Here is a 21,395-nt window from a genome sequence, read left to right on the forward strand (position 1 = left end):
GCATAAACGTTAATGGCTTCACTATGGGCAGGCGCCCGTAGTGGAACAAGGGAAATAATCCGATCTGTTCCTTCAGCTCAGTGGATCAATCAGGGCGCTGGTCCGCGATTTGTTGGCGCAGGGCCTGTTCTGCCATGTCGGCGTAACGCTGGCAATCCAGCGGCGAGGACCTCGCCGGGTCGCCATAGTGCCAGCCGCTGGCGCCAGGATGCGGGGTCAGTAGCACATCACAGGGGAGCGCTCTCACGGTGGCAAAAGTGGCGTTGAAATCGTCCACGATCCGCGGGTAACGCGGGTTGTCCAACAGCTGGTATCCGGGCGCGGTAAGGCTGTCCACATACGCCATATCGACTGTCTTTCCCTGCCGGCGCGCCTGCCAGGTCCAGGCCATGCTGCCGGGAGTGTGACCGGGAATAAAATGGCCGGTCAGCGTCACCTCGCCCAGGGTGACCTGTTCGCCATCCTGCAACTGTCGGTCCACCGACACGGGCGGGTAAAGAATCTCATCGTCAAAATGGATATCGTGGGCACCGCCTGCCGCCATCAACATGGCGGTTTCCGCATTGGCCGCGAGTCGGGCGCCGGTGGCACGCTGAATCGCCGCCAGCGACCCCGCATGGTCACCATGGCCATGGCTCACCAGAATCCACTTGAGGTCCTCTGGTGCAACCCCCAGCGTACGCATGTTGTCCAGCAACATATCTGCGCCTTGCGGCATACCGCCATCGATCAGAATCGCGCCGTCAGCGGTTTTCACCAACAGCGCCGTGAGTTCTTCGGTCCCGATGTGCCACACGTTGTCGGCAAGCGGCAGAGGCGACATGGGAGCCAGCCAGGGCTCGGGCACCGTATACGCCTGCAGTTGAGGTAATGGTTCGGCCTGCGCAACGGCACATGCCAACAGCCCGCCGGACACCATCACAGAAACATGTATTCTCACTGGCATTCTCCCGTAAACACCGTTGGACACGCCGGTTCTCACACCGTTCGCTGTTGCAGCCAGACCACCAACCCCTGACTGTTCAGGTGAATATCAAACCCCAGTGCGTCATCCAGGGCCGCATCGGACAGGTTCACCCCGTGCTCACGGGCTTGAGCGAACAGATAGTCTCGCAGGGCAGGTTCCAGTCGCCCCATCAGATCATCGTCACCACCTTCTTCCGCCTGCTCCGCCAGCAACACATAGTCATCCACCATGGCCAGCAAGCGCTCCCCCGGTCGCGCAGGCGCTTCCAGCAGTCCGTAATGGGTAAGAAACATGCGCTCCGGTTGCAGCGCCAGCAATTTGCGAATCGACGCTTTCAACGCGGGCGGGTCAAATTGCACCGGCGTAGTGGTGGGCAAGATGAAGGGGCCGCGTTCTGTCACCAGGGAAGGGTAGGCCAGACCAAAGGTATCGCCGGTGAAAATGCCATTGGACGCACTGTCCTGGACACAGAAGTGATGGCGGGCATGGCCAGGGGTATCGTGAAACGTCAGGCGGCGCTGGCCAAGCGTCACCTGATCGCCATCGTGCATCACCCTCACTCGCGATTCCGGCACCGGAATAATGTCGCCATACATCTCGGCAAACGCCGCTTCACCATACACCGCCGTGGCGCCCGCCTTGAGTCTGGATGGGTCGATCATATGGCGCGCCCCGCGGGGGTGAATCAGCAGAGTGGCCGCGGGCAACGCCTGCATCAGGCCACCCACCCCGCCGGCATGATCCAGATGCACATGGGTGGGGATCACATATTTCACCTGACGGCGATCGATCCCTTTCTGTTCCAGCAGATCAAGGATGATGGGGACGGTGTGATGGGTGCCGGTTTCGATGATGGCGCACTCGCCGTCATCTTCCATCAGGTAGCAGGCGGCCAGTTCATCACGGACCATGGCCGTATCAATGCGGGTAATACCGTGGGCTAACGGCTGGTAAACCTGGAAGGACATGATAGCTCCGGGAATGACTGGGAGCCTCACTATACGACAGCGTTTTTCACCACCCCAGTGGACTTCCGTCGCAGGTCGGAAAGCGCGCCTGATACGTCGTTTTCCGCCGGGAAACGGCTCCGTTTAAGGGCAACGCAGCCGGTTAAGCGTGGCCGCCGAACCTTTCAGGGAAAAGTCCGACACGTACAGCACCTCGCCCGCCTTGTTCAGGTAAACCACATCCAGCTCCCTGCCCTGCTTGAGCGCGCGAACCACCGGAGACGAAAGCGGCACCGCACTGGCAAAGATCAGCAGATTGTTGTCGGCATCGTAGCTGCCATGACGTGCGCCAAGATCACCAAAGTGCACCCCGTCCACCCGGAACTCACGTAACAACTCGCCCTGCTCGAACTGTGCCGGCAGCGTGGTGGCGGGACCGCTGGCGGTCACAAAACGACGGTGGGCCAACACATACACCGGCTGCCCGGTGTCCTGTTTGCACAACATGCCCACCGCGAATTTGGCTGCACCATCCTGCCCACCATGGGCTCCGGCGTAGGGGTGGCCATGATAGGTCGCCATGGTCCAGTCGGCATGGGCCGACAGGCTGAAAAATGCCAGACAGAAAAACAGCAGGCCGCGTGTCATACATTCCCCCGGGTGGTGTGTTGTTGGTGTTCTGTCCAAGAGACCAAGAATCCTAACAGACTCCTGAATGGGAAACCCGAAACACCGCACACCCGGATCAGCTGGCGCGCGCCACCTTCAGCGAGGCCTCACCACCATAGTTTTGCGGAAACTGACGGGCGTCCTGAATGGCACTCCAGGCCTGGGGCACCCAACGGGATTTTTCGGGCAACAGTGGCCACACGGCACGGAAGGTCAGGCTGATCAGCTGGAACAGGGTCTTGTCCCACCAGTTCCAGCGAATCCCGAATCGCTCGCGGTAGGCCTTGGGGAAAAAGCCTTTCTTGAGATGCCAGGTCATCGAGCCCACGACATACTGGTACATCTTCCAGCGCCCGTCAGAGACTTTCATCCCCGGCGGCTTGGGCTGGTTGGTGTAGTAACCGCGATGTCCCACGTACTCGGTGGCGGGGTTTTCCTGTAACCGGTGACGGATAGTGTCATCCAGATACGCCCAGTAGGCGGCCCGGGTGGCAGGCATGTCCTTGTCACGGATCCCCATTTGGCGACCAAACTGCAGCCATTCCTGGAACAGCTGTTCCTTGTCTGCCTCACTGAGCTTGTCGCCGTTGAAACGGGCCAGGTAGAGCATGCCGTAGTAGGTCGTGATGTGGACCCAGGTGTACAGCTCCGGGTTCAGCGCATGATAGGGTTTGCCGTTGAAATCGGTGCCCTTGATGCTGCGATGCATTTCCCGCAACCGGGTACCGAAATCCCGCACCCCTTCAGCAGTGTTGTAGAGCACCGGCCACAGCAACGCCAGCGAACGTTCGGCACGGCCCCAGGGGTCTTCCTTGTAGGCCGAGTGCTGCTCGACGCCGGCACCAATACCCGGATGCGCGACCTGCAAGGTGGTCGTGCTGGGCAGCAACATCAACACCCGGCTGTCACCGAAGTACTTCCACATCAATGAATCCGGACCAAGGACGGTCTGTTCCTGTGTCATGTTGCGCTCCCGCGTTGCCGCTATCGGTGCGGCGTATTGGTTTTTCTTCAACGCTACACCGTGTATACCTTGCTGTCCCGAAGGGTAAATAAAGGATTCGCGCCTGTTCGTGACCAAAAGGCGCAGATTTTGGCAAAAAAGACGGCGTTTCGCCGACCCGGTCAGGAAATATGGCGAAAGGCGCGCTTTTGCGGGTCTTCTGGCAAATTCTTGTGCAGGGCGGCTCGCAACATCCGCACATTCAGCCGTTCACTGATGCGATCCACCCCCGGCACCCGGTAGTGAGCCAGAGTCGCCACCTTGTTGGCCGCCTTGTAGGCCAGCACCGCCCGCAACCAGAATGCGCTGCGCGGCAGTTCGTAGACATCCGCCAGTTCGTCGCCAAGACAGATACGGCTCAATTCATACAGCAGGGATTCCTGCAGCCGGAACGGCGGCTGCCCTGCCAGCGCCGTGATCACCGCCTGGGCCAACAGCCGCCCTTCTTCATTGGGGTTGTACTGGCGTTCGCGGATACGCTGATATTGATAGATTTCCTCGTCGAGCGAGTCGGTCAGCATGTCATCGCAGACACCGTTGAGATGGGCCATGTAACGCCACATGTGATGGCAGGCCACCTTGTCATCGTCGCTCAGTGACGCCCCCATGCGATCCATGCCGCGCAGGGCCAGGTAATCAAACTCGATGATGGTGAAAGCCATGTCTTCCTGGTTGATGGGCTCGTCGTATTGATCGGTTTCCCAGCCTCGCCCACGCAGGTACTTACGCACCATGGCGTGCAGCAGGCGCACTTCCATCACTGTGCGGTGGCCTTCGGCCCCCGGCCGCAACCCGCCGGGTACATTCATGTTGTGGGTCATTTGGGAGGTTTCATACACCCGCCGCATCACGTCCTGGTGCAGGCGCCCCGTGGCAATCAGCACATGGGTGGCTTTGCTCAGGGAGTAGCCTTCCACCAGGCTGCTCACCAGCAAGGCAATCGCGCGGACGTTGGCAAACCCCAGATTTACCCGGGCCGCGTGCTCTACTTTCTGCCAGTCCACCCAGGACGGAGTGCTGTGGCACTGATCGACGTAATCAGCAAAGGGGCCGCCCTCGGATTTTGCCCGGGCATACACCTCGTCCAGCATCTGTGACGGTCGGGCCCGCTCAATCCGCTCTGCTACCGCATCCGCCAGAGGGTCACAGGTGTAACGCATGCGATCCATCACCTCATCGCGGTACTTGTGTTGCCAGGCGGGCGGGATGATGACTGATTCGCTCATGGTGTCCTCGTACTTGCCATTTTCGCCACCCTGACGATAATCCAAGCAAATACTTGGTTAAAACTTGGTTTTATGACACAGCCTTTCCCCCACCTCTCCGCCCTGAAAAAACAGCCCACCCAGCCGCGGGCCATTCGCACCGTGGAACGCATCATCGCGGCCACCGGCGAACTGGTGAAGGAGCAGGGGCTGGAGGCCCTGACCACCAACAAGGTGGCCGACCAGGCCAACGTGAATATCGCCACCCTGTATCAGTATTTCCCCCACAAGCAGGCCCTGCTCAGCGCGTTGATGCAGAGCTACCTGAACGACCTGACACGGGTATTGAATGACCTTCTGGACGGACTGGGGGACATCTCCATCGAAGAGTCCACGCGGCTGTGGGCGACCCTGGGGATCCAGTCATTCCGGCAAAGCGGAGGCGTGTTAACCGAACTACTGCGCAGCCAGCACACGCTGACCGCCTTGCCGGAAGGCAAGGAATTCGAACGACGATTAATGGAAGCCATGCACCGCTTCCTGATCAAGCAGCGCCAGCGGCTGCAGGTGGATAACCTGGACCGCGCCATCTACACCGCCTTTCATGCCTGCACCGCCATCCTCTCCCAACACCTTCTGGAACCGGTGCCGTATTACACCGACGAGGAAATGGTGGACGAAGTCGCCACCCTGATGAGCCGGTATTTCTATCAGCCGTAGCGGTCAGTCAGGCAGGGCACTCACCGCGAACCATTGCAGAATCGCCTCCCGCTGCGCCTCACTGTGAGGGTGCGCCAGCAGGCCCTCCACCAGAAAGGTGCCTACCGTCGCCAGCATGGCCGCACGCGCCGGGGCCACTCCTTCCGCCTCCAGGGTATGAATCACTGCCGCCTCCACAAAGTGATGGAACTGCTCGTGCCATTCCCGAATCACGGCAGACTGCTCCAGTCGCGCATGCACCGTGGTCACCAACTCGCGACTCTGCTCGAAGGCCTGCAGGGCCCAGGCCATCTTGTCCTTCAGTGGCAGGCCTGCAATGCCCGGCAAGCGCGCCAGGGTTGCTGACATCTGCCGGTTCAGCACAGCGACCAGCAGCTCATCCTTGCTGGGGTAGTACCAGTACAGGGTATTCGGTGCGACCCCCAGCTCACGGGCAATGCGACTCATGGAGGTGCCGTCATACCCCAGCGTCAGGAATAGCCGGGCAGCGGTGCTCTCCAGCTCTTCCTGTTTCACTTTCAAATCGATCTCGCGCTTGTTCTTGGCCACGGCGCATGCTCCTACAGTCTGCCCGGTCATCTTGTATGGTATTCAAGAATGCTAGCCTGCGCTCTTGAATGCCATACAAGATAACGGAGCCCCACCATGGATGCCCTGCGACACAACCCCAACACCCTGACCTGCGACAGCCAGCGAACCGGCTTTTACTCAGCGGGAACCTGGTGCGCTGCCACCCTGCACCGGCCGGCAAACCCTGCAAGCAAGACCCTCCCGGCCATCCTCATGCTGCACGGCTGGGGCGGCATCCAGGACGCCCTGACGGTGCCGTACTACGAGGAGTTCACCCGCGCAGGGTATGCAGTCATGACCTTTGACTATCGCAGCTGGGGAGACAGCGCCGGGCTACCACGACAGGTGATTTCAGCAAGAGAGCGGGTTGCCGATGGCGATGCGGCCCTGGCCTTCCTGAAAAGCCAGCCAAGCATCGACCCCCGCCGTATCGTGTTGTGGGGGTCGTCCTTTGGCGGCGGCCACGCCGTCGAGCTGGCCGCCGGGCATCCGGAACTGGCGGGCGCCATTGCCCAGGTGCCCATGCTGGATGGCATGGCCGCCGTGCGCGCCGTACCCGTTGGCCGGTTGTTGCGGTTCGGCCTGTATGCCCTGGCCGACTTGCTCAAACCCGGGCACCCGATTTACGTGCCGGTGGTCAGCGAGCCCGGCGCCTTCTCCTCCATGGACCGGGACGACGCCGGCAAAGCCCTGCAACTGGCAGAAACCAGCATCGGCCGGCCCTACGACAACCGGGTGGCGGCGCGGTCGCTACTGACCATGGGGCCCTATCGTCCCATCAAGCACCTCAAGAACATCCGCATCCCCACCCTGCTACTGGGGGCCAGCGGTGACTCGGTGGCACCGTTTGTCGAAAACGCCATCCGCAAGGCGAACAACCCTCACCTGACCCTCGCCAGCGTTCAGGCCAACCATTTCGAGCCCTACTTCGAACCGGCCTTCAGCGATGTGATCCGCCAGCAACTGGCGTTTCTTGCCAGGCTGGATACCACCGCATGATCAGTGACTGGACTGCTGACGCCACTCCCGTGGCGTCATGCCCGTCCAGCTTTTGAACGCACGGGTAAAATTGGCCGGGTTCAGGTAACCCAGCTGGTCACTGATACGGCGGATTTCGCGCTCCGGATCCCGCAACAACTGGCAACTGTCACGGCGCCGCGCCTCTTCCAGCAACTGCTGGTAACTGAACCCCTGCTCCTGCAGCCGGCGACGAAAGGTGCGCGGGGTCATGTGCAACCGCTCGGCCAGCATCACCGGGCTGGGGTACCCGTTGGGCCCGGCCAGCAGCATGGCCCGCACCCGCCGCAACACATCCCCGCCCGGATCGCTGAGAGCACTCTCCCGTTCACACTGGGCCACCGCAGCGCGCAAGCCTTCCGGGTTGGCGGTGGCCAGTGGCTGGTCCATCACACTCAGGTCGCCCACAAGGTGAATACCCGCCCGGGGCATACTGAAACGCAAGGTCGGCAAGCGCGCCTGCCAGGTCTCCACCCCATCTGGCGCGGGGCCTTGCAACCAGATTTCCGCTGTCCCCGGCAGATCCCGAATCAGAAATTCCATGCCGCGGAACATGCTGGTGGCAATGGAACTGAACATCAGGTCCACCAGTCGTGGCGGCAACGCACACTCCGGCACCAGCTCCATGAACATGTCATTGTCGGATTCATTGACCAGCAGCTGCACGCCCCGCCCACGCAAGTGCCAGAAACGCTGCAGCAACCCCACGGCTTCCCGCGGCGTCCCGGCACACAACAAGGCGTAACCCAGATTGCCATGGGCGGTCAGGGGCATGCTGTCACCACAGGCAAACCCCAACGTGGGATCCCCGCTGCGCACCCGCGTCACCGCCGCCAGCATCCAGACTTCACGCAGCGACAAACGCCCCTCCGGGTCCTCTACCCGCTGCGCGTCCAGCCCCGCGTCCGCCAGCATCTGGGCACGGTCGGCCCCACGGGCCTCTGCCGCCGCCAGAAAAGCCCGCGGATACGTTGACGACTGGGTCTGCTGGCTGATCCAGCCAGGCATCGCATCGAGACGCTCACGGGTCTCGGCAATCAGGGAGTCGGTCTTGGAGTCGCTCGCCACATTGGCCACCAATGATAATTATTATGTCCATGCAGAATCTCACGCTGCCCCCGGCGGAACCAGTACCGTAGAGGCCATATTGAGACAAAACGCCCTGACGGGCAGAAAGGAGCACAGCCATGAATGCCATTGTTCCCATTGGACCGAACCGCAAACGCAAGGGGATCGCCGGGGCTATCCGTGCCGTGGCCAGCAAGACACCCAAGGGCATGATCCCGCAGGTGCGTCGCCCGGAATTTGAGTTCAGCAACAGCGATGACATGCCCCGCTACTGGTGGGACAACAACCCGGTTAAAACCCTGCTGCTGGCCGCCATGTCTGCCGGTTTTCCGCCGGGCGAGCGGTTCTTTATCGATTCCGTGCGTTACTTCGAAAAAGAGATCACCGACCCGGAACTGAAAAAAGCCATCAAGGGTTTCATCGGCCAGGAAGCTCACCACTCCCGCGAGCATGAAATGCTGAACGGTTTCCTCCAGGACAAGGGCGTGAATCTGGCTCGGTTAGAGAAGGAAATTCTCGATTTCATGAACCTGATGCGCAAAAAACTGAGCCCGGAACGCCAGCTGGCCCACACCGTCGCAGTGGAACACTTCACCGCCCTGATGGCCGAAGAGTTCCTGCTCAAGTACGACGCCCTGGAGGAAATGGACCCGCGCATGGCACCGGTATGGGCCTGGCATGCAGTGGAAGAATCCGAACACAAGGCGGTAGCGTTCGATGTCTACAAAGCCATCGGCGGCAGCGAATTCACCCGGGTCACGGAAATGATGCTGGTGAGTGTTCTCTTTCCGTTCTTTACCACCATGCATCTGACCCAGCTGATGCGCGAAGAAGGGCAACTGACCAATGTGAAGGCATGGACCAGCACCCTGAACTATATGTGGGGCAAGCCTGGCGTATTCAGGAAGTTGCTACCGTCTTACTTCAAATTCTACAGCCCCAACTTCCACCCTTGGGACCACGACGCCAGAGACCTGGTAGAAAAAGCCAAGAAGAAATGGCTGGGTGACTGGGCCTGAGTCAGCGACACCCTGACGACCGGCGGCCTATTCCAGGGCCGCCGGCGACAGATCAGAGAGCAACATCCGCGCATCACCGCCACCATCACGGCTCGTCCCGATAACGCCACTATCCGCCTGACGTTAACAAATCTGCACAGACTTCCCCGACCCTGACCATGTTGTAATAACCGAAACCGGCACCGGGGTATAATCACCTGCCCCACATCTCCAGGCACACAGGTACAGGAAAGTGACAACCGAACACCGGCATGTGATCACGCGATTTCAAGCCACGGCTACCCTCATACTGCTCCTGCTGGCAAGCGCCTGCCTGGCACAGGATGCATGGCCGGACAGCCTTCGTTTCGGCCTGGCCAAAGCGAAGGAAATTGCCGCCGCCCCCACCGTGATTGCAGCGGTGGAAGAACAGAATCGCCTCAATCATCAACTCGACCCTGCCGAGATACAGGCATTAGACGAACGATGGCGGGCACAATACGGCAAATCCAACGCCGACTTGATAACCCTGATGATGGAAACCCCCCTCTCCGATTTCCTGCGTACCTTGCACCTTCGAGAGAAAGGAGTGATCACCGAAATCATCGTGATGGATAACCAAGGGCTCAACGCCGGGCAGAGCGCCATCACCACAGACCTGTGGCAGGGGGACGAGCCCAAGTGGGTGAAAACCTTTCTGGCCGGCCCGGGAGCTTATTACGCCAGCCCTGTGCGGCATGATGACTCAACCGGGGTATGGCAAATCCAGGTCAGCTATACCATCAGCAATGATGCCGGCAACGCCATCGGCGCCGTGACGGTGGGCGTGGCACTTTCAGAGTTCGGGGAGTAACTAGCTCCGGCGTTGCGCACGCCCGGGATTTTCGCCATACCAGCTCTTGTAGGCTCGGGAGAAATTACTGACGTGGTTGAAGCCCGCCCGCAGCGCGACCTGTTTCAGGGCAAGCTCCCCTTCTTCGATCAAGCGTCTCGCCAAAGCCATCCTCTCGGCACGAATAAACTCCGCACAGCGTTTGCCAGTGCGTGCCTTGAAAAGACTATTCAATCGCGTTTCCGCCATGCCCATTTCGTCAGCCAATTGACGGGCAACCAAAGGGGCTCCCGGATCCTGCTGGATGCGCACCATGATGCGCTCCAGCGCTACCTGCTCCCAATCCGGCAAGTCCTCGCTGTCATCATCCAGTCCCTCACAAAAACTGTCGATAATCTCGTAAAGGAAGAGGATCGCCAGCCCTTCCAACTGGAAGCGACGGCCCGCCCCGTGCAATTGCCGGGCAAACATGGCCGCCCCCACGCTCCGCATTCGCGGGGTCACTTCTGTGACGCGCATATCCACCACGTCGTCATCATTGCGCACAAACGGCGCCAACGCCGCCGGCAGGTTTCCATTGAAACGCTGATGCAACGACTCCAGCGTGCACGTCACACCAATGTGACGAATCAACTGCCCTGCGGGTAACAGATACCGCGTCCCGGTGGTATCCACCCGCATGATCAAGGCATCCGATTCGCCGCACGATAACGGGGCCATTCCCGGGGGCTGCACCTGCAACTCGCCAAGAATATTCCAGCTGCCCCCGATCCAGCCCGGCGCCATATAGTTTTCCACCGCAAAAAACGCGTCCTGCTCAACCTCCAGCTCAGCAAGATGCAGAAACAGGCCAGTGCCGAATGCCAGCTTTTCCATGCGGCCCCGCACTCCGGGAATCGCGAATCGCTCGCCATCACGCATGCTCAGTAGATCCTCAGGCTCTCCCCGATCCAGAACCCCAGAGCATTCCTCTTGCCGAGCATTCATCCGCGCCACCCCTTCACCCTTTCCTCAACCAGTACTTTTCATAATGATGTCATGCATGACAGCCACGCTCCGCACTCTCTCCCAGCATTCACGGACCTACCGGACTCCCCGGGGGTATACCGGTTTTTCGGTAACCAGGGCGAGCTTCTCTACGTCGGCAAGAGTATCAATATTCGTCAACGGGTGCGGAGTCACTTTCAGGCCAGCAACCCCAGCCCGCGAGCCAGAAGAATGTGTGGCCTCACAGACCAGGTGGACTTCACCGTAACCGCAGGCGAACTGGGCGCCCTGTTACTGGAAAACCGTGAAATCAAGGAGCGTCAGCCTATCTTCAATCGGCGCCAACGACGCTACCGGCAATTGCACACCTGGGTTCTGAACCCCGCACCAAACGGGTTTCTGGTACCCGGCCTGTTTCGCCCCGCCGATAACAACCCCTTATGGCAACAGGACTGCTTTGGTTTGTATCGCAGCCCCCGCCAGGCACATCAGGCATTGGAAAAATGGGTGAAGGATGCCCAGTTATGCCCTGCCATCTGTGGCCTGGAGCGGCATCAGGGCGCGTGTTTTTCGTGGCAATTGGGCCGTTGTCGTGGCGCGTGCTGTGGCGAGGAAACCGCGGACCAGCATAACCAGCGCCTGCTGGGCACCTTGCTGGCCCACCAGATTCAAGCCTGGCCTTACCGTGGCACACTGGTGATCCGCGAGCGCAGTGACGACGCAGAGGACTATCATCTGATTCGTCAGTGGTGCCATCTCACCACCCTGCAGCAGCCCCCTTCTCCCAACGACCTGAGCCTGCCCTATTCTCCCTGTTTTGACCTGGACAGTTATCGCATGCTGGTACAGTTTCTCAACCGCGGTATCGAGCACTTCGTGATGTCCTGACCCCCTTCACGGGGCATTGTCGCGCCAGCCGCATACTGTCGGAATGTCTGCCATTACGCCTTCCCCCATCAGCCGACTGATTACCGGAGCAAGCTCTGGCATCGGCCTTGCTCTTGTGAGGTATTGGCTGTCACAGGGCAGTCCGGTGATCGCTGTGGCGCGTCGTGCCAGCCATTGTCAGGTGCTATTGCAACTTCAGTCCGAACATCTCACAGGTGGGCCTGTCCTGCACATTCATGATGCGGATATCACCGACGAACAACAGCTTGAGGATCTGGCAACCTGCTTGCGAACCAACAATCAGATTCCTGATCACATCATCCAGTGCGCGGGTATGCTCCATGATCCAGCGCAGTCGTTGACCCCGGAAAAAAGGCTGGAAGATATTTCGCTCAAGGCACTGCAACGCAGTTTCGCGGTCAACGCCTTTGGTCCCATTCTGCTGGCGCGCACCCTGCTCCCCTTGCTCGACAGCAAGCGACGCACCGTGTTTGCCAGTCTCTCGGCCAGGGTCGGGAGCATTCAGGATAACCATCTTGGCGGCTGGTACAGCTACCGCGCCAGTAAGGCCGCACAGAATCAGCTGTTACGTACCCTGGCAATCGAGACCCGGCGCCGACTGCCAAATCTGACCGTGCTGGCACTGCATCCCGGCACCACCGACACTCCTCTGTCGCAGCCCTATCAACGCAATGTCCCCGAAGGAAAGCTGTTCTCGGCCGAACGATCAGCACACCAACTCGCTGCCATCATCGATGGTGCAGGAGAAAACGATCATGGCCGTTTCGTCGCCTGGGACGGCAGCGATATTCCCTGGTAGCCAACAAGCCGGGTTTTCGGACTACGACAAGGCAAGCAAATCCGCGGCGTAGGCATTCACGTCAAAGCCGGTGCCAGTTTCATCACTCCGGGCGATATGTGATGCCAGCACATCAGCCATGGCCGTTAGTGCCTCCTCGTGGTCCATCCCTTTGGAGGTCAACGCCATCATCACCAGGCCCGCCTCACGGGGGTGCCCCTCTGCAATCTGATTTTCAATCGCCTCCACCAGTGCCTTGTGGGCGAAATCGTCCTCGGCCTGTTCCAGCTCTTTCATACTCACTCCCGTTCATCGCGCACGCGCTTCACCGTTAGGCCCGGCAAAGGCAAAAAACTACCCACCATGAGCGGACCACAAAATCGTACCCCACGGAACGACACACCTGGCCGGCCCGGCTGATCTGCAAGCGACCCGACACACAGTCCACATTGTCCCGGCGGCGGCGCCGAACTTTCCACATACCGGACCCGGTGACGAGCCCCGCCGCGGTTCGAAGAGAATTGCAGGCGCGTGGCCGCAGGTTTGATTAACAACGTATTCGTCATCGCCAACCTCGACAGCAACAACCGCAGCACCTGAACAGTGCAGCGTAGTGTATTGCTATTTGGGGACGAGGCTGTGAGGAAACAAGACAGGAAAGACACAGAAGCTGCCCAGGCAGGGAGGCACCTTCCCCCCGGAGTCTGCCTCCCTGAACCTGAACACCGCCACACTACCGGCCTGTTCCACCGGCCTCCAGAATCGTTTTATATGAATTTCGGGAAAGTTATCATTTTTCTGCGCATCAAGACCGAATCACTCTTATTAGCCCTTACTTGGCTTCTATCCCTGCAGAAACGTATGCAATAAATCCCTTGGCGAATTCATCGAAGTCCAACCTGAAACCGCCCTCATTGCCATCCAGATCAGGCAAGCGCCAAAGCAACCCTTGATCGACCATGCCGTTAAGAGAGCTATTAATGGCAAGAAACAAGTGCATTCGAACCAGTTTCCTGGGCTTATCCGGAACCACTTCTCGAATTTCCGCTTCCAATCGCCAGATAAACTCGCCGAAGTAACGGATCAGAAGATCTTGCCCAAAGTCGCCCTCCTCGCGAATCATCCGGGCCATAAACCAGACACTGGCGCGATCCTGCAGCAAGAACAGGTAAAGGGATTTCACCAATACCATGGACACATCCCGCACCGTCACGGCTCGGCGGGACTGTTTCTCGGAAAAGGTTTGCCATTGCTGCTCAGTGACAACCAAAAACCGGGCAGCGACATCTTCTATACATGCCTCAACAAACGCCTCCCGCTTGCCAAAATAATAGCGAATCGCCGCCTCATTGAGCACGCCAGCTTTTCGCTGAACTTCTCTCAGGGACACACTGGTCCCTTTTTCACCAAACAACGCGATGGCAGTTTTTACCAGACGGGTTGCTACTTCATCACCCGGTCTCTCCTGGGAGGAACGCTTCATTATTGATTCAGCCAGACTGCAAACACCCGGTCAGTATAGATCAGGCAACCATGCACTCACAGGCAAAAAAAGCCCTGCTTACGCAGGGCAAAAAGAATCCAGAATCAGTCAAGCTGTTGACACGCCTCTCTTAAAACTGAGTGGGCAGCACGAAAATCCCCTGTTAACGCCGACTCTCGTGCATCACTGATTAAATAACTGACCCCCGCATAAGTGTCGCTGCTGATTTCACCTACTGCCCTGGCAAGACCTAACATCTCCACCGCCTGCCCGGTCAGTGCTTGATAAGACGATGCCTCAGGAGAGTCGAGCCATGTGTATCCAGCGCTGTCACGGCCAACCTCCCATGCCAGCACTTTCCGGACCGCGTAGCACACCGCATCACGGGCTGCGAGATCGAAACGCGATGACGGAGCATACTTGGTGACACCTCCAGTCAAAGGGGGCAGCAGATCTGCCAGCGCCTCGCCAAGAAGGCCGTTTCCAAGAATTTCTGTTACTCCAACCACTGCACCACGACGCAGTGGCGAGTTACCAATCACGACGCTGCCATCGTTATCAATACCGATAACAGCAATGGATTCTTCTCGTGCCGGGGTGGAATTAATTACCTCCCCGGTCATGCGGTCGATCATGGTCACTGACATAACCAAAGGCGCAAAGACTTCACTGCGCTGCGGGTCCATTTGAAAACCCAACCCGGCAATCAACACCAATGCATTTTCAGCAACAGTGGAAATCTCAATATTCGATGCCTGAAGCTGAACGGGAACCGACAATCCGGCTTCCGCAAGAGCGGAGCTAACCAGTTGCGCGACGGGCAGCAGTGCCGCGCCCCCGTAGAAAACACCATCCAGATTGGCTGACCAGCCCAACTCAGCACTGTTGCCATGATCAACTATCTGGAATACCCCGGATCCCGTAGACGCATAAACGTAGTTGTCGTATGGCGAAACAGCCAGCGAACCCAGAATCTGATCGCCCACATTGACTGACCACACCAACTCACATCGCTGATCAAATGCCAGTGCATTGCCGTCTTTGTCAGAAGTGTAAATGCGGTCCCCTCCGGGCAGCACAGCGGGAGTCGAAGCCGACCCTCCCTCAAACGGGACAGCACACTCTGTTTCAAAACTGAATTGATCGCCCTCACGAGTAAGGGTCAGTGCGTGCAAAGCACCAAAACGTGCGACCCCGTCTTCAATACCATCCGCTGCGTCCGGCAAAGTAGCCGCAACCCAGATACGATCAGAATCCGGGTCGGTCGCATAGTAGTTGCTAACCACCATGTCGCCGCCAAGCGCCACCGCGATAATTGTGTCAAAGATGCGGGCATCTTCCGGCAAGTTCGCGCCTTCCGGAACAAACTGTTTCCGGATGGCCTTCTCTGCACCCTCAAGGATCGGTTCAGGTAGATTAAGCCCCGTGTTATCAACAGAGGGATCCCCCTCGACACGGTATTGCGCGCGTAATTCTCCAGTCTCGCGAGCGAAAGCCAGGACCGTACCATCACCGTATACAGCGATCACGCTATCGGTTGGCTGGTGATAGTTGATCCCCCATAGCCGTTTCTTGATATGTGTATCAAAGTCCGAGGTTGCTGGTGTATCAATGCCAAACCCGGTGTTGGTGCACCAACGCACCTCACCCTTTTCAGTAACGGCAAACACCCCGCGCAGCCCTCCGGAGTAAATCACCTTACCTGCGTTTTGCATGTCATTGAGCACCATTGGCGTGCCACCCTGACCAATCTGGCCAGGCCTCACGACCCAACGGCGCGCTCCTGATACCTTGTCCAGCGCAATCATGGAAAAATCAATGTCCGTGCCGCCTACGGGGAACACATGGGTGCCGTAGTATCCCTGATCACCCGATGTGACTCCCTCGGGCTGATAGAGCTGGCTTTCTACCGTCCATTGAAGCTCCAGATTCCCCGGAATAATCAGGTCCACCTGATCATTATTGATCACATTCCCGTGAATCGTGCCAAATCCCTGCCCACGCGGAATCACTTCGCTTGCCTGTATCGCGGGGGAGCGTGAAGCCAGATTGACCTGGCTGAAAAGCGACAAGGGGGTGCTCGTCTGCTGTTTCACCAGATGCTTCAGTGCACCCGGGGTCTCAGTGACGACAACAGACGGTGACGGGGAAAAGTCCATCATCATTTCCGCACAAAACCCCGTCAACGGAACTGGAACCGAAGGAACAGCTGCGGAACCCTCGCTTTGTACCTGATCAGACTGAGCTAAGCTTGTAGCTTCACCCGAGGAGTCTGATCCTCCGCAACCGGTTAGTGAGGCGCAAGCCACCAGCCCCACAGCCAATACCCGTCGTTTGATCATTGCCATGCGCGTTTCCTGAGTTGTTGTTCTTTGCGTCCCCGGCAGCCGCCGCGGGACATCTCAGGCAGCAACATATTTCCATTAACCCATATGGGTCAACTCACTTGGGTTAATTTTCGTTTCTATCTGTAACCCCCCCTTGGCAATACACGGGAATGTCGACCTCAGCTTGCCGGCATCGAGACCAACCACTGCGTCAACCTTTGCGACAAAGCATCAAGTACTGGCTCGGCCCCCATAGACGGCGGCGCCATCAGCACCATGTGCATCAGGGTTCCCGCTGCCGATGTGGACATCAAATACAGAGTGGTGGGCGACACGGAAACCCGATACTGCTCGTGGGTTCGCTTTAACCCCTCCTGCAATACGGTTTGCAGTTCCTGCTGCAGCTTGCGAGTGGCGGGCAATTGATGCAGGTACGGCACCTGAAACACCAATACCCGCAGCAGTCTGCGATGCTGGTGCATCAGCGCATGCAGTGCACCAAGAAAATGGCGCATGGCCACGTTCAACTCGCTGCGCTGGTCGGTCATGGCCAAACGGCCTTGCAACAAGTCGGTGGTTTCCGCCAGCAACGATTCTGCCAGCCGCGCCACAATGGCTTCCTTGCCAGGAAAGTACTCATACACCGAACCGATGCTCACCCCGGCCACCTCTGCCACCGCATTGGTACTTAACCCCGCGTACCCACGGCGCTCCAGAATCCGAGCACAGGCTTGCAGCATGGCCTCTACCGAGGCTCGCGACCGTGCCTGGCGGGGCTCTTTTTTCATTTTAAAAACAGTATGTTGACGATGATCAGCGGCCATTCTTCCCCCGTTCTTGCTGCAGCGAAAACCCGAGTTTTTCCGAGTATATGCTCAGGTTAAGATGTAAGCCTATCTGCAACGACAAGCCAGAGCACCCCGATCATGTCCAGCGAATTGAAGTTCCGACTCCCGACCATCCGCCCCTATTTTTCGCGCTTGCGGGACCACTGGTCCTGGAATACCCGCAGCGTGATTCAGCCCGGCACCGCTCTACGCAGACGGGTGAGTGGCAAAGTCGTCATGTTGACCGGCGCCAGCTCCGGCATTGGTGAAGGGGTCGCCGAAAAACTGGCCGAGGCAGGCGCCACGGTGTTGCTGGTGGCCCGGAACCGGGACAAGTTGAATGTCATTGCCGAGCGTATCCAGGCCAGTGGCGGCAAGGCCGGGGTGTACCCTGCCGACCTCACCAATCTGGAAGAATGCGACCGAATTTGCGAGCAGGCACAGCAGGATCACGGCCGCGTGGACATCCTCATCAACAACGCCGGACGCTCCATCCGCCGCTCCATCAAATTCACTTACGACCGCTTTCACGATTACGAACGCACACTGCAACTGAATTACCTGGCGTCAATCCGCATGGCCATGAACCTGTTGCCCGGCATGGAAGCTCGCAACGAAGGCCACATCATCAATGTGTCCACTGTCGGCGTGCAGGCAAACCCCGCCCGGTTCTCTGCTTATCTGGGTTCCAAGTGGGCCCTGGAAGGCTGGACCTGGGTGGCCGCCAACGAGTTCGCCCACACCGGGGTGCGGTTTTCTTCACTGAACTACCCGCTGGTGCGCACGCCCATGATTGCGCCAACCAAGATCTACCAATACATGCCGGTGATGTCGCCGGAAACGGCCGTGAAATGGATGCTGGATGTGATCGTTACCCAGAACAAACGCAAGTTAGGTGTGTTCGGCAAGGGCGCGCTAGCCATGTACTACCTGCTGCCGAAAACCTCCGAGTCCATCGTTAACGTAAGCTACCAGAGCATCTATGAAGAACCGCCGGAGAACTATGTCTCCAGCAAGGCCCGGGCAGGCAAGGCTGCCAACGGGCCGGAAGGAAAAAACCAGGAACGGGCGTGACGGGGTCCGTCACGCCTTGCGCGGGTCAATCAGGATCTTGGCGTGCTGTTCCGGGTCACGCAGGGCCGTAAAGGCGTCATCCACCCCGGACAGCCCCACCGTGCCGGTGATCAACGGCTCCACATTGACCTTGCCCTCAGCAATCATGTGCAAGGCATCGCGGAATTCGATCGGCATGTAGCCGAGCACGAAACGCAGATCGATTTCCTTGTTGATGGCATTCACCGGCACAAAGTTGTCGGTCTTCATGCAGACCCCGACCACCACCACACAGGAACGCAACGGCGCTTCATCGATAATGCTGTTGATCACGCCGGGCACCCCGACACATTCAAAAATCACGGGCCGTTTGGGTTCTGTCACCCCCGCCACCTCCACTGCCCGCCACAACGGCTCCCAGGGGAACGGCGTCAGACGCAACATGGACATGCCATCCAGGGCCATATCAAACAGCTGCGGCGCATTGACCACAAAGCCACGTTTGGCCAAGCCTTCGTAGGGGCTGCCCTCTGAGGGGTCCACCACCACATGGGCGCCCATGGCTCGGGCCAGTTTACGGCGGGTCGGCGAATAATCGCTGGCCACAATATGCCGTACCCCCTTGGCCTTGAGCATGGCAATCACCCCCAGACCAATGGGGCCGCAACCGATCACGATGGCGGTATCGCGGCGGCCCACACCTGAGCGGTTCACTGCGTGCAACGACACGGCCATGGGCTCGGTCAGGGCGGCATGGTCATCGGAAATCCCGTTGGGCACGCGGAAAGTCAGCGACTGCTCCACCACCATCCGTTCGGCATAGGCCCCCGGCGCACAGGTGGACAACCCGGTAGGGTGCGCCTCGCCACCGGCACGCATCAGCGGCATCGCAACGACCCGCTCGCCAGCCTTCCAGCGACGGTGTGTCTTCGGCCCGTAGTCGGCAATTTCCCCTACAAATTCGTGGCCCAGCACCACCTGGTCCTGACTGAGCATGATCTTGTCATAACCCACCCGCTGGGTGGCGTCGGCCAGTTCATCCGCGTGATCACGGGCATGCAGGTCCGACCCGCAAATACCGCAGCGCAGCACATTGAGCAGCATCTGCCCCTTGCCGGGCTCCGGCTCGGCCACTTCCTGCACATTCAACTGACCGTGATGACAAACAACGGCTTTCATTGGCTTCCCCTGAGTGATTGGTGGTGGGTAATGGGCGGCAGCGCGAGGCGCAGGGGATTCCTGCTGGCGTGTCACCGATCGGCCCAACCATGACATTGATCGATGTAACCATGAAAGTGCCCAACAGGCCAAACCGCAACGCCCATCACCCCGGGCGACACAGCCCGCCCCGCTTCGCTACACTAGGCCCGGTTAACGCCCCCCCAATCAGAGCGATTTCATGACCACCTTGCTACTCAACCTGCGACAGGTACCGGACGACGAAGCCGAGGAAGTGCGCGCCCTGCTCAACGAGCATCGCATCGCGTTCTATGAAACCACTCCCAGCCTGTGGGGCATTTCCTCCGGGGGTATCTGGCTCACCGATCCCGAAGAGCGCCAGCGAGCCAAGGCATTGATGGAAACCTATCAGCAGGAACGCGCCCTGCGCGAACGCCAGCGCTACGAAGAGGCGCAACGCAATGGCACTGCGCCGACGCTGGGCCAGCGACTGCGCGAGCACCCCGTCCGTGTGCTGGGCGTAGTGATTGCCGTCAGTGTGCTGATCCTGGTGACCTTGGTGCCGTTCCTGACATTGGGTTAGGCGTTGTCGTCCCCGCGTTGTTGAAGCTGCTTTTCCAGCCGGGAGACCTTCGCCAGGGCATTCACCCCGAACACGAATCCCAGCACACCGAACACCATCCCGATAATGCCAAAGGTTTCCATTCACTCACTCCGTAACTCGTCTTGTTACCGGTAATCACCCGCCTACATAACGGGCTCACGGTTTCCCACGTTTCGCCTTAGCGGTTTTGGCATGCGCAGACGCCACCGTCATCAGACGACGAAACCGGTCGCACTCCAGATGCCGTGGCGCCGGGCAATTGGCCGCATGTCGAAGTCCATCCCGCATGGCAGACAAACGCCGGATGGTCAGCTCCAGCTCATCGGCCTTGGCCGCAAGCGCCTGTCGATCAATGGTGGGCTCGCCGTCAGCGTCAAACATCTCACCAATCTCATCCAGCGAAAACCCCGCCGCACGCCCCAGTGCAATCAGCGCCAGCTGATCCACCACCCGTGGCGCAAAAAGCCGTTTCAATCCGCTTCGCCCTACCGATGCGATCAAGCCCTTTTCTTCGTAGTAACGCAGGGTCGATGCCGGCACACCGGACTGGCGCACCACCTCGGAAATATCCATGCCCTTGACCTCAAGCTGACTTGAAGTTGTACGTTAACACCCACCGCAACCCGAGGACGAGCCACCATGACCCACTTGCTGGATTTTCTGCTCAACACTGCCATCGTCGGCCTGTGCGCCACCCTGGTAATGGATGCCTGGAGCTGGCTTCGCCAGCCGCTGCTTGGCGTCGCACCGCCCAATTACGCCCTGGTCGGCCGGTGGGTACGGCATATGGGCAACGGTCAGTTCCGTCACCCTGCGATTGCCCAGGCCACCGCCATGCCCCATGAAGCCATCACAGGCTGGGCCGTCCACTATCTGGTGGGGCTGGGGTTTGCCGGCGCCCTGTTGTTACTGGCGGGCCCCGGCTGGTTGTCGCACCCTACCCTGTGGCCCGCCCTGTTGTTTGGTCTGCTTTCCGTCGCTGCACCCTTCCTGCTCATGCAGCCTGGCATGGGCGCCGGCCTCGCCGCACGCCGCACGCCCAACCCCCGCGCCGCCCGCCTGCAAAGCCTGCTTACCCACACTGTCTTCGGTGCAGGGTTATACCTGGGTGGCTGGGTCGCCCATGCTCTCACCCACTGAGCCGGTCTGCCGTTGACCATCCCGTTCAGAGATCCGTCCAGAGTGATACAAATTACAATTATCGTCTCATCCTGCGGGTGCTAACCTGACTTAACAGATTACCGGTCGACTC

Annotated in this window: 24 protein-coding genes; 9 read left to right on the top strand and 15 right to left on the bottom strand. The window is 59.2% G+C overall.

The features are described from left to right. Positions 1 to 85: 85 nt before the first annotated feature. The 5 genes from bla to D4A39_RS06765 form a co-directional block, all read right to left on the bottom strand. Positions 86 to 919: a subclass B3 metallo-beta-lactamase gene (gene bla, locus D4A39_RS06745; protein WP_119917741.1), complete on the bottom strand. Its 834-nt coding sequence runs from the start codon at positions 917 to 919 to the stop codon at positions 86 to 88. Between the two features lie 59 nt (positions 920 to 978). Then, on the bottom strand, positions 979 to 1,935 hold the full coding sequence (locus tag D4A39_RS06750; RefSeq protein WP_022984857.1) for an MBL fold metallo-hydrolase: 957 nt from the start codon (positions 1,933 to 1,935) through the stop codon (positions 979 to 981). A 123-nt stretch (positions 1,936 to 2,058) separates the two neighbouring features. Next, positions 2,059 to 2,562, bottom strand: coding sequence for a hypothetical protein (locus D4A39_RS06755; RefSeq protein ID WP_022984858.1), 504 nt, complete (start codon positions 2,560 to 2,562; stop codon positions 2,059 to 2,061). A gap of 97 nt (positions 2,563 to 2,659) precedes the next feature. Then, on the bottom strand, positions 2,660 to 3,547 hold the full coding sequence (locus D4A39_RS06760; RefSeq protein WP_022984859.1) for an oxygenase MpaB family protein: 888 nt from the start codon (positions 3,545 to 3,547) through the stop codon (positions 2,660 to 2,662). Between the two features lie 161 nt (positions 3,548 to 3,708). After that, positions 3,709 to 4,857: an oxygenase MpaB family protein gene (locus D4A39_RS06765; RefSeq protein ID WP_119917742.1), complete on the bottom strand. Its 1,149-nt coding sequence runs from the start codon at positions 4,855 to 4,857 to the stop codon at positions 3,709 to 3,711. Between the two features lie 27 nt (positions 4,858 to 4,884). Between D4A39_RS06765 and D4A39_RS06770 the strand changes: the two genes are divergently transcribed. Continuing rightward, positions 4,885 to 5,511 carry a TetR/AcrR family transcriptional regulator gene (locus tag D4A39_RS06770; RefSeq protein WP_022984861.1) on the top strand — a complete coding sequence of 209 codons (627 nt, stop codon included), beginning with the start codon at positions 4,885 to 4,887 and terminating at the stop codon, positions 5,509 to 5,511. 3 nt (positions 5,512 to 5,514) lie between these two features. Here the strand turns inward: D4A39_RS06770 and D4A39_RS06775 are convergent, their stop codons facing one another. Continuing rightward, the gene (locus D4A39_RS06775; RefSeq protein ID WP_022984862.1) at positions 5,515 to 6,060 is read right to left on the bottom strand and encodes a TetR/AcrR family transcriptional regulator; all 546 of its coding nucleotides are present in this window, start codon (positions 6,058 to 6,060) and stop codon (positions 5,515 to 5,517) included. A gap of 96 nt (positions 6,061 to 6,156) precedes the next feature. Here D4A39_RS06775 and D4A39_RS06780 point away from each other — a divergent pair, with 96 nt between their 5' ends. After that, positions 6,157 to 7,080 carry an alpha/beta hydrolase gene (locus D4A39_RS06780; protein WP_022984863.1) on the top strand — a complete coding sequence of 308 codons (924 nt, stop codon included), beginning with the start codon at positions 6,157 to 6,159 and terminating at the stop codon, positions 7,078 to 7,080. Here D4A39_RS06780 and D4A39_RS06785 read toward each other — a convergent pair whose 3' ends face one another. Beyond that, positions 7,081 to 8,166, bottom strand: a complete 1,086-nt coding sequence (locus D4A39_RS06785; protein ID WP_233552433.1) for an AraC family transcriptional regulator — start codon at positions 8,164 to 8,166, stop codon at positions 7,081 to 7,083. 119 nt (positions 8,167 to 8,285) lie between these two features. Between D4A39_RS06785 and D4A39_RS06790 the strand changes: the two genes are divergently transcribed. Next, a complete protein-coding gene (locus tag D4A39_RS06790; RefSeq protein ID WP_022984865.1) occupies positions 8,286 to 9,185 on the top strand; it encodes a metal-dependent hydrolase in 900 nt (299 codons plus the stop codon). Positions 9,186 to 9,417: 232 nt separating this feature from the next. After that, on the top strand, positions 9,418 to 10,017 hold the full coding sequence (locus D4A39_RS06795) for a hypothetical protein (RefSeq protein ID WP_052017486.1): 600 nt from the start codon (positions 9,418 to 9,420) through the stop codon (positions 10,015 to 10,017). Here the strand turns inward: D4A39_RS06795 and D4A39_RS06800 are convergent, their stop codons facing one another. Next, positions 10,018 to 10,983 carry a helix-turn-helix transcriptional regulator gene (locus tag D4A39_RS06800; RefSeq protein WP_052017487.1) on the bottom strand — a complete coding sequence of 322 codons (966 nt, stop codon included), beginning with the start codon at positions 10,981 to 10,983 and terminating at the stop codon, positions 10,018 to 10,020. A gap of 51 nt (positions 10,984 to 11,034) precedes the next feature. Between D4A39_RS06800 and D4A39_RS06805 the strand changes: the two genes are divergently transcribed. Then, a complete protein-coding gene (locus D4A39_RS06805; protein ID WP_081703621.1) occupies positions 11,035 to 11,871 on the top strand; it encodes a GIY-YIG nuclease family protein in 837 nt (278 codons plus the stop codon). 43 nt (positions 11,872 to 11,914) lie between these two features. After that, complete coding sequence (locus D4A39_RS06810) at positions 11,915 to 12,691, top strand: SDR family NAD(P)-dependent oxidoreductase (protein ID WP_022984869.1); 777 nt, start codon at positions 11,915 to 11,917, stop codon at positions 12,689 to 12,691. 21 nt (positions 12,692 to 12,712) lie between these two features. On the opposite strand, the gene D4A39_RS06815 is transcribed toward D4A39_RS06810, so the two are convergent. From D4A39_RS06815 to D4A39_RS06830, 4 genes are all read right to left on the bottom strand, one after another. After that, positions 12,713 to 12,967, bottom strand: a complete 255-nt coding sequence (locus tag D4A39_RS06815) for a DUF1841 family protein (protein WP_022984870.1) — start codon at positions 12,965 to 12,967, stop codon at positions 12,713 to 12,715. A 535-nt stretch (positions 12,968 to 13,502) separates the two neighbouring features. After that, complete coding sequence (locus D4A39_RS06820; RefSeq protein WP_022984871.1) at positions 13,503 to 14,153, bottom strand: TetR/AcrR family transcriptional regulator; 651 nt, start codon at positions 14,151 to 14,153, stop codon at positions 13,503 to 13,505. Positions 14,154 to 14,257: 104 nt separating this feature from the next. Further along, positions 14,258 to 16,501, bottom strand: a complete 2,244-nt coding sequence (locus D4A39_RS06825; protein WP_147393890.1) for a hypothetical protein — start codon at positions 16,499 to 16,501, stop codon at positions 14,258 to 14,260. 158 nt (positions 16,502 to 16,659) lie between these two features. After that, positions 16,660 to 17,268, bottom strand: a complete 609-nt coding sequence (locus tag D4A39_RS06830; RefSeq protein ID WP_102792305.1) for a TetR/AcrR family transcriptional regulator — start codon at positions 17,266 to 17,268, stop codon at positions 16,660 to 16,662. Positions 17,269 to 17,406: 138 nt separating this feature from the next. Between D4A39_RS06830 and D4A39_RS06835 the strand changes: the two genes are divergently transcribed. Beyond that, a complete protein-coding gene (locus D4A39_RS06835) occupies positions 17,407 to 18,381 on the top strand; it encodes an SDR family NAD(P)-dependent oxidoreductase (protein ID WP_102792279.1) in 975 nt (324 codons plus the stop codon). Positions 18,382 to 18,390: 9 nt separating this feature from the next. Here D4A39_RS06835 and D4A39_RS06840 read toward each other — a convergent pair whose 3' ends face one another. Beyond that, a complete protein-coding gene (locus D4A39_RS06840) occupies positions 18,391 to 19,539 on the bottom strand; it encodes a zinc-binding dehydrogenase (RefSeq protein WP_119917743.1) in 1,149 nt (382 codons plus the stop codon). Between the two features lie 220 nt (positions 19,540 to 19,759). Here D4A39_RS06840 and D4A39_RS06845 point away from each other — a divergent pair, with 220 nt between their 5' ends. After that, complete coding sequence (locus D4A39_RS06845) at positions 19,760 to 20,122, top strand: DUF6164 family protein (protein ID WP_022984876.1); 363 nt, start codon at positions 19,760 to 19,762, stop codon at positions 20,120 to 20,122. On the opposite strand, the gene D4A39_RS18170 is transcribed toward D4A39_RS06845, so the two are convergent. Beyond that, positions 20,119 to 20,244, bottom strand: a complete 126-nt coding sequence (locus D4A39_RS18170; RefSeq protein WP_022984877.1) for a hypothetical protein — start codon at positions 20,242 to 20,244, stop codon at positions 20,119 to 20,121. The two genes, D4A39_RS06845 and D4A39_RS18170, sit on opposite strands and share 4 nt — an antisense overlap. A gap of 55 nt (positions 20,245 to 20,299) precedes the next feature. Beyond that, positions 20,300 to 20,716, bottom strand: coding sequence for a helix-turn-helix domain-containing protein (locus D4A39_RS06850; RefSeq protein ID WP_022984878.1), 417 nt, complete (start codon positions 20,714 to 20,716; stop codon positions 20,300 to 20,302). A gap of 66 nt (positions 20,717 to 20,782) precedes the next feature. Here D4A39_RS06850 and D4A39_RS06855 point away from each other — a divergent pair, with 66 nt between their 5' ends. Next, the gene (locus D4A39_RS06855; RefSeq protein ID WP_199699429.1) at positions 20,783 to 21,283 is read left to right on the top strand and encodes a DUF2938 domain-containing protein; all 501 of its coding nucleotides are present in this window, start codon (positions 20,783 to 20,785) and stop codon (positions 21,281 to 21,283) included. Positions 21,284 to 21,395: the final 112 nt, after the last annotated feature.

The organism is Alcanivorax profundi (genome assembly GCF_003597125.1).
Taxonomy (GTDB): Bacteria; Pseudomonadota; Gammaproteobacteria; order Pseudomonadales; family Alcanivoracaceae; genus Alcanivorax; species Alcanivorax profundi.

Bases quoted from the DNA above. Each gene is read 5' to 3' on its own strand.
- bla (WP_119917741.1), bottom strand. From the start codon at position 919: ATGGTGTCCGGCGGGCTGTTGGCATGTGCCGTTGCGCAGGCCGAACCA.
- D4A39_RS06750 (WP_022984857.1), bottom strand. From the start codon at position 1,935: ATGTCCTTCCAGGTTTACCAGCCGTTAGCCCACGGTATTACCCGCATT.
- D4A39_RS06755 (WP_022984858.1), bottom strand. From the start codon at position 2,562: ATGACACGCGGCCTGCTGTTTTTCTGTCTGGCATTTTTCAGCCTGTCG.
- D4A39_RS06760 (WP_022984859.1), bottom strand. From the start codon at position 3,547: ATGACACAGGAACAGACCGTCCTTGGTCCGGATTCATTGATGTGGAAG.
- D4A39_RS06770 (WP_022984861.1), top strand. From the start codon at position 4,885: ATGACACAGCCTTTCCCCCACCTCTCCGCCCTGAAAAAACAGCCCACC.
- D4A39_RS06780 (WP_022984863.1), top strand. From the start codon at position 6,157: ATGGATGCCCTGCGACACAACCCCAACACCCTGACCTGCGACAGCCAG.
- D4A39_RS06790 (WP_022984865.1), top strand. From the start codon at position 8,286: ATGAATGCCATTGTTCCCATTGGACCGAACCGCAAACGCAAGGGGATC.
- D4A39_RS06800 (WP_052017487.1), bottom strand. From the start codon at position 10,983: ATGAATGCTCGGCAAGAGGAATGCTCTGGGGTTCTGGATCGGGGAGAG.
- D4A39_RS06805 (WP_081703621.1), top strand. From the start codon at position 11,035: ATGCATGACAGCCACGCTCCGCACTCTCTCCCAGCATTCACGGACCTA.
- D4A39_RS06810 (WP_022984869.1), top strand. From the start codon at position 11,915: ATGTCTGCCATTACGCCTTCCCCCATCAGCCGACTGATTACCGGAGCA.
- D4A39_RS06815 (WP_022984870.1), bottom strand. From the start codon at position 12,967: ATGAAAGAGCTGGAACAGGCCGAGGACGATTTCGCCCACAAGGCACTG.
- D4A39_RS06820 (WP_022984871.1), bottom strand. From the start codon at position 14,153: ATGAAGCGTTCCTCCCAGGAGAGACCGGGTGATGAAGTAGCAACCCGT.
- D4A39_RS06825 (WP_147393890.1), bottom strand. From the start codon at position 16,501: ATGGCAATGATCAAACGACGGGTATTGGCTGTGGGGCTGGTGGCTTGC.
- D4A39_RS06830 (WP_102792305.1), bottom strand. From the start codon at position 17,268: ATGAAAAAAGAGCCCCGCCAGGCACGGTCGCGAGCCTCGGTAGAGGCC.
- D4A39_RS06835 (WP_102792279.1), top strand. From the start codon at position 17,407: ATGTCCAGCGAATTGAAGTTCCGACTCCCGACCATCCGCCCCTATTTT.
- D4A39_RS06840 (WP_119917743.1), bottom strand. From the start codon at position 19,539: ATGAAAGCCGTTGTTTGTCATCACGGTCAGTTGAATGTGCAGGAAGTG.
- D4A39_RS06845 (WP_022984876.1), top strand. From the start codon at position 19,760: ATGACCACCTTGCTACTCAACCTGCGACAGGTACCGGACGACGAAGCC.
- D4A39_RS18170 (WP_022984877.1), bottom strand. From the start codon at position 20,244: ATGGAAACCTTTGGCATTATCGGGATGGTGTTCGGTGTGCTGGGATTC.
- D4A39_RS06850 (WP_022984878.1), bottom strand. From the start codon at position 20,716: ATGGATATTTCCGAGGTGGTGCGCCAGTCCGGTGTGCCGGCATCGACC.
- D4A39_RS06855 (WP_199699429.1), top strand. From the start codon at position 20,783: ATGACCCACTTGCTGGATTTTCTGCTCAACACTGCCATCGTCGGCCTG.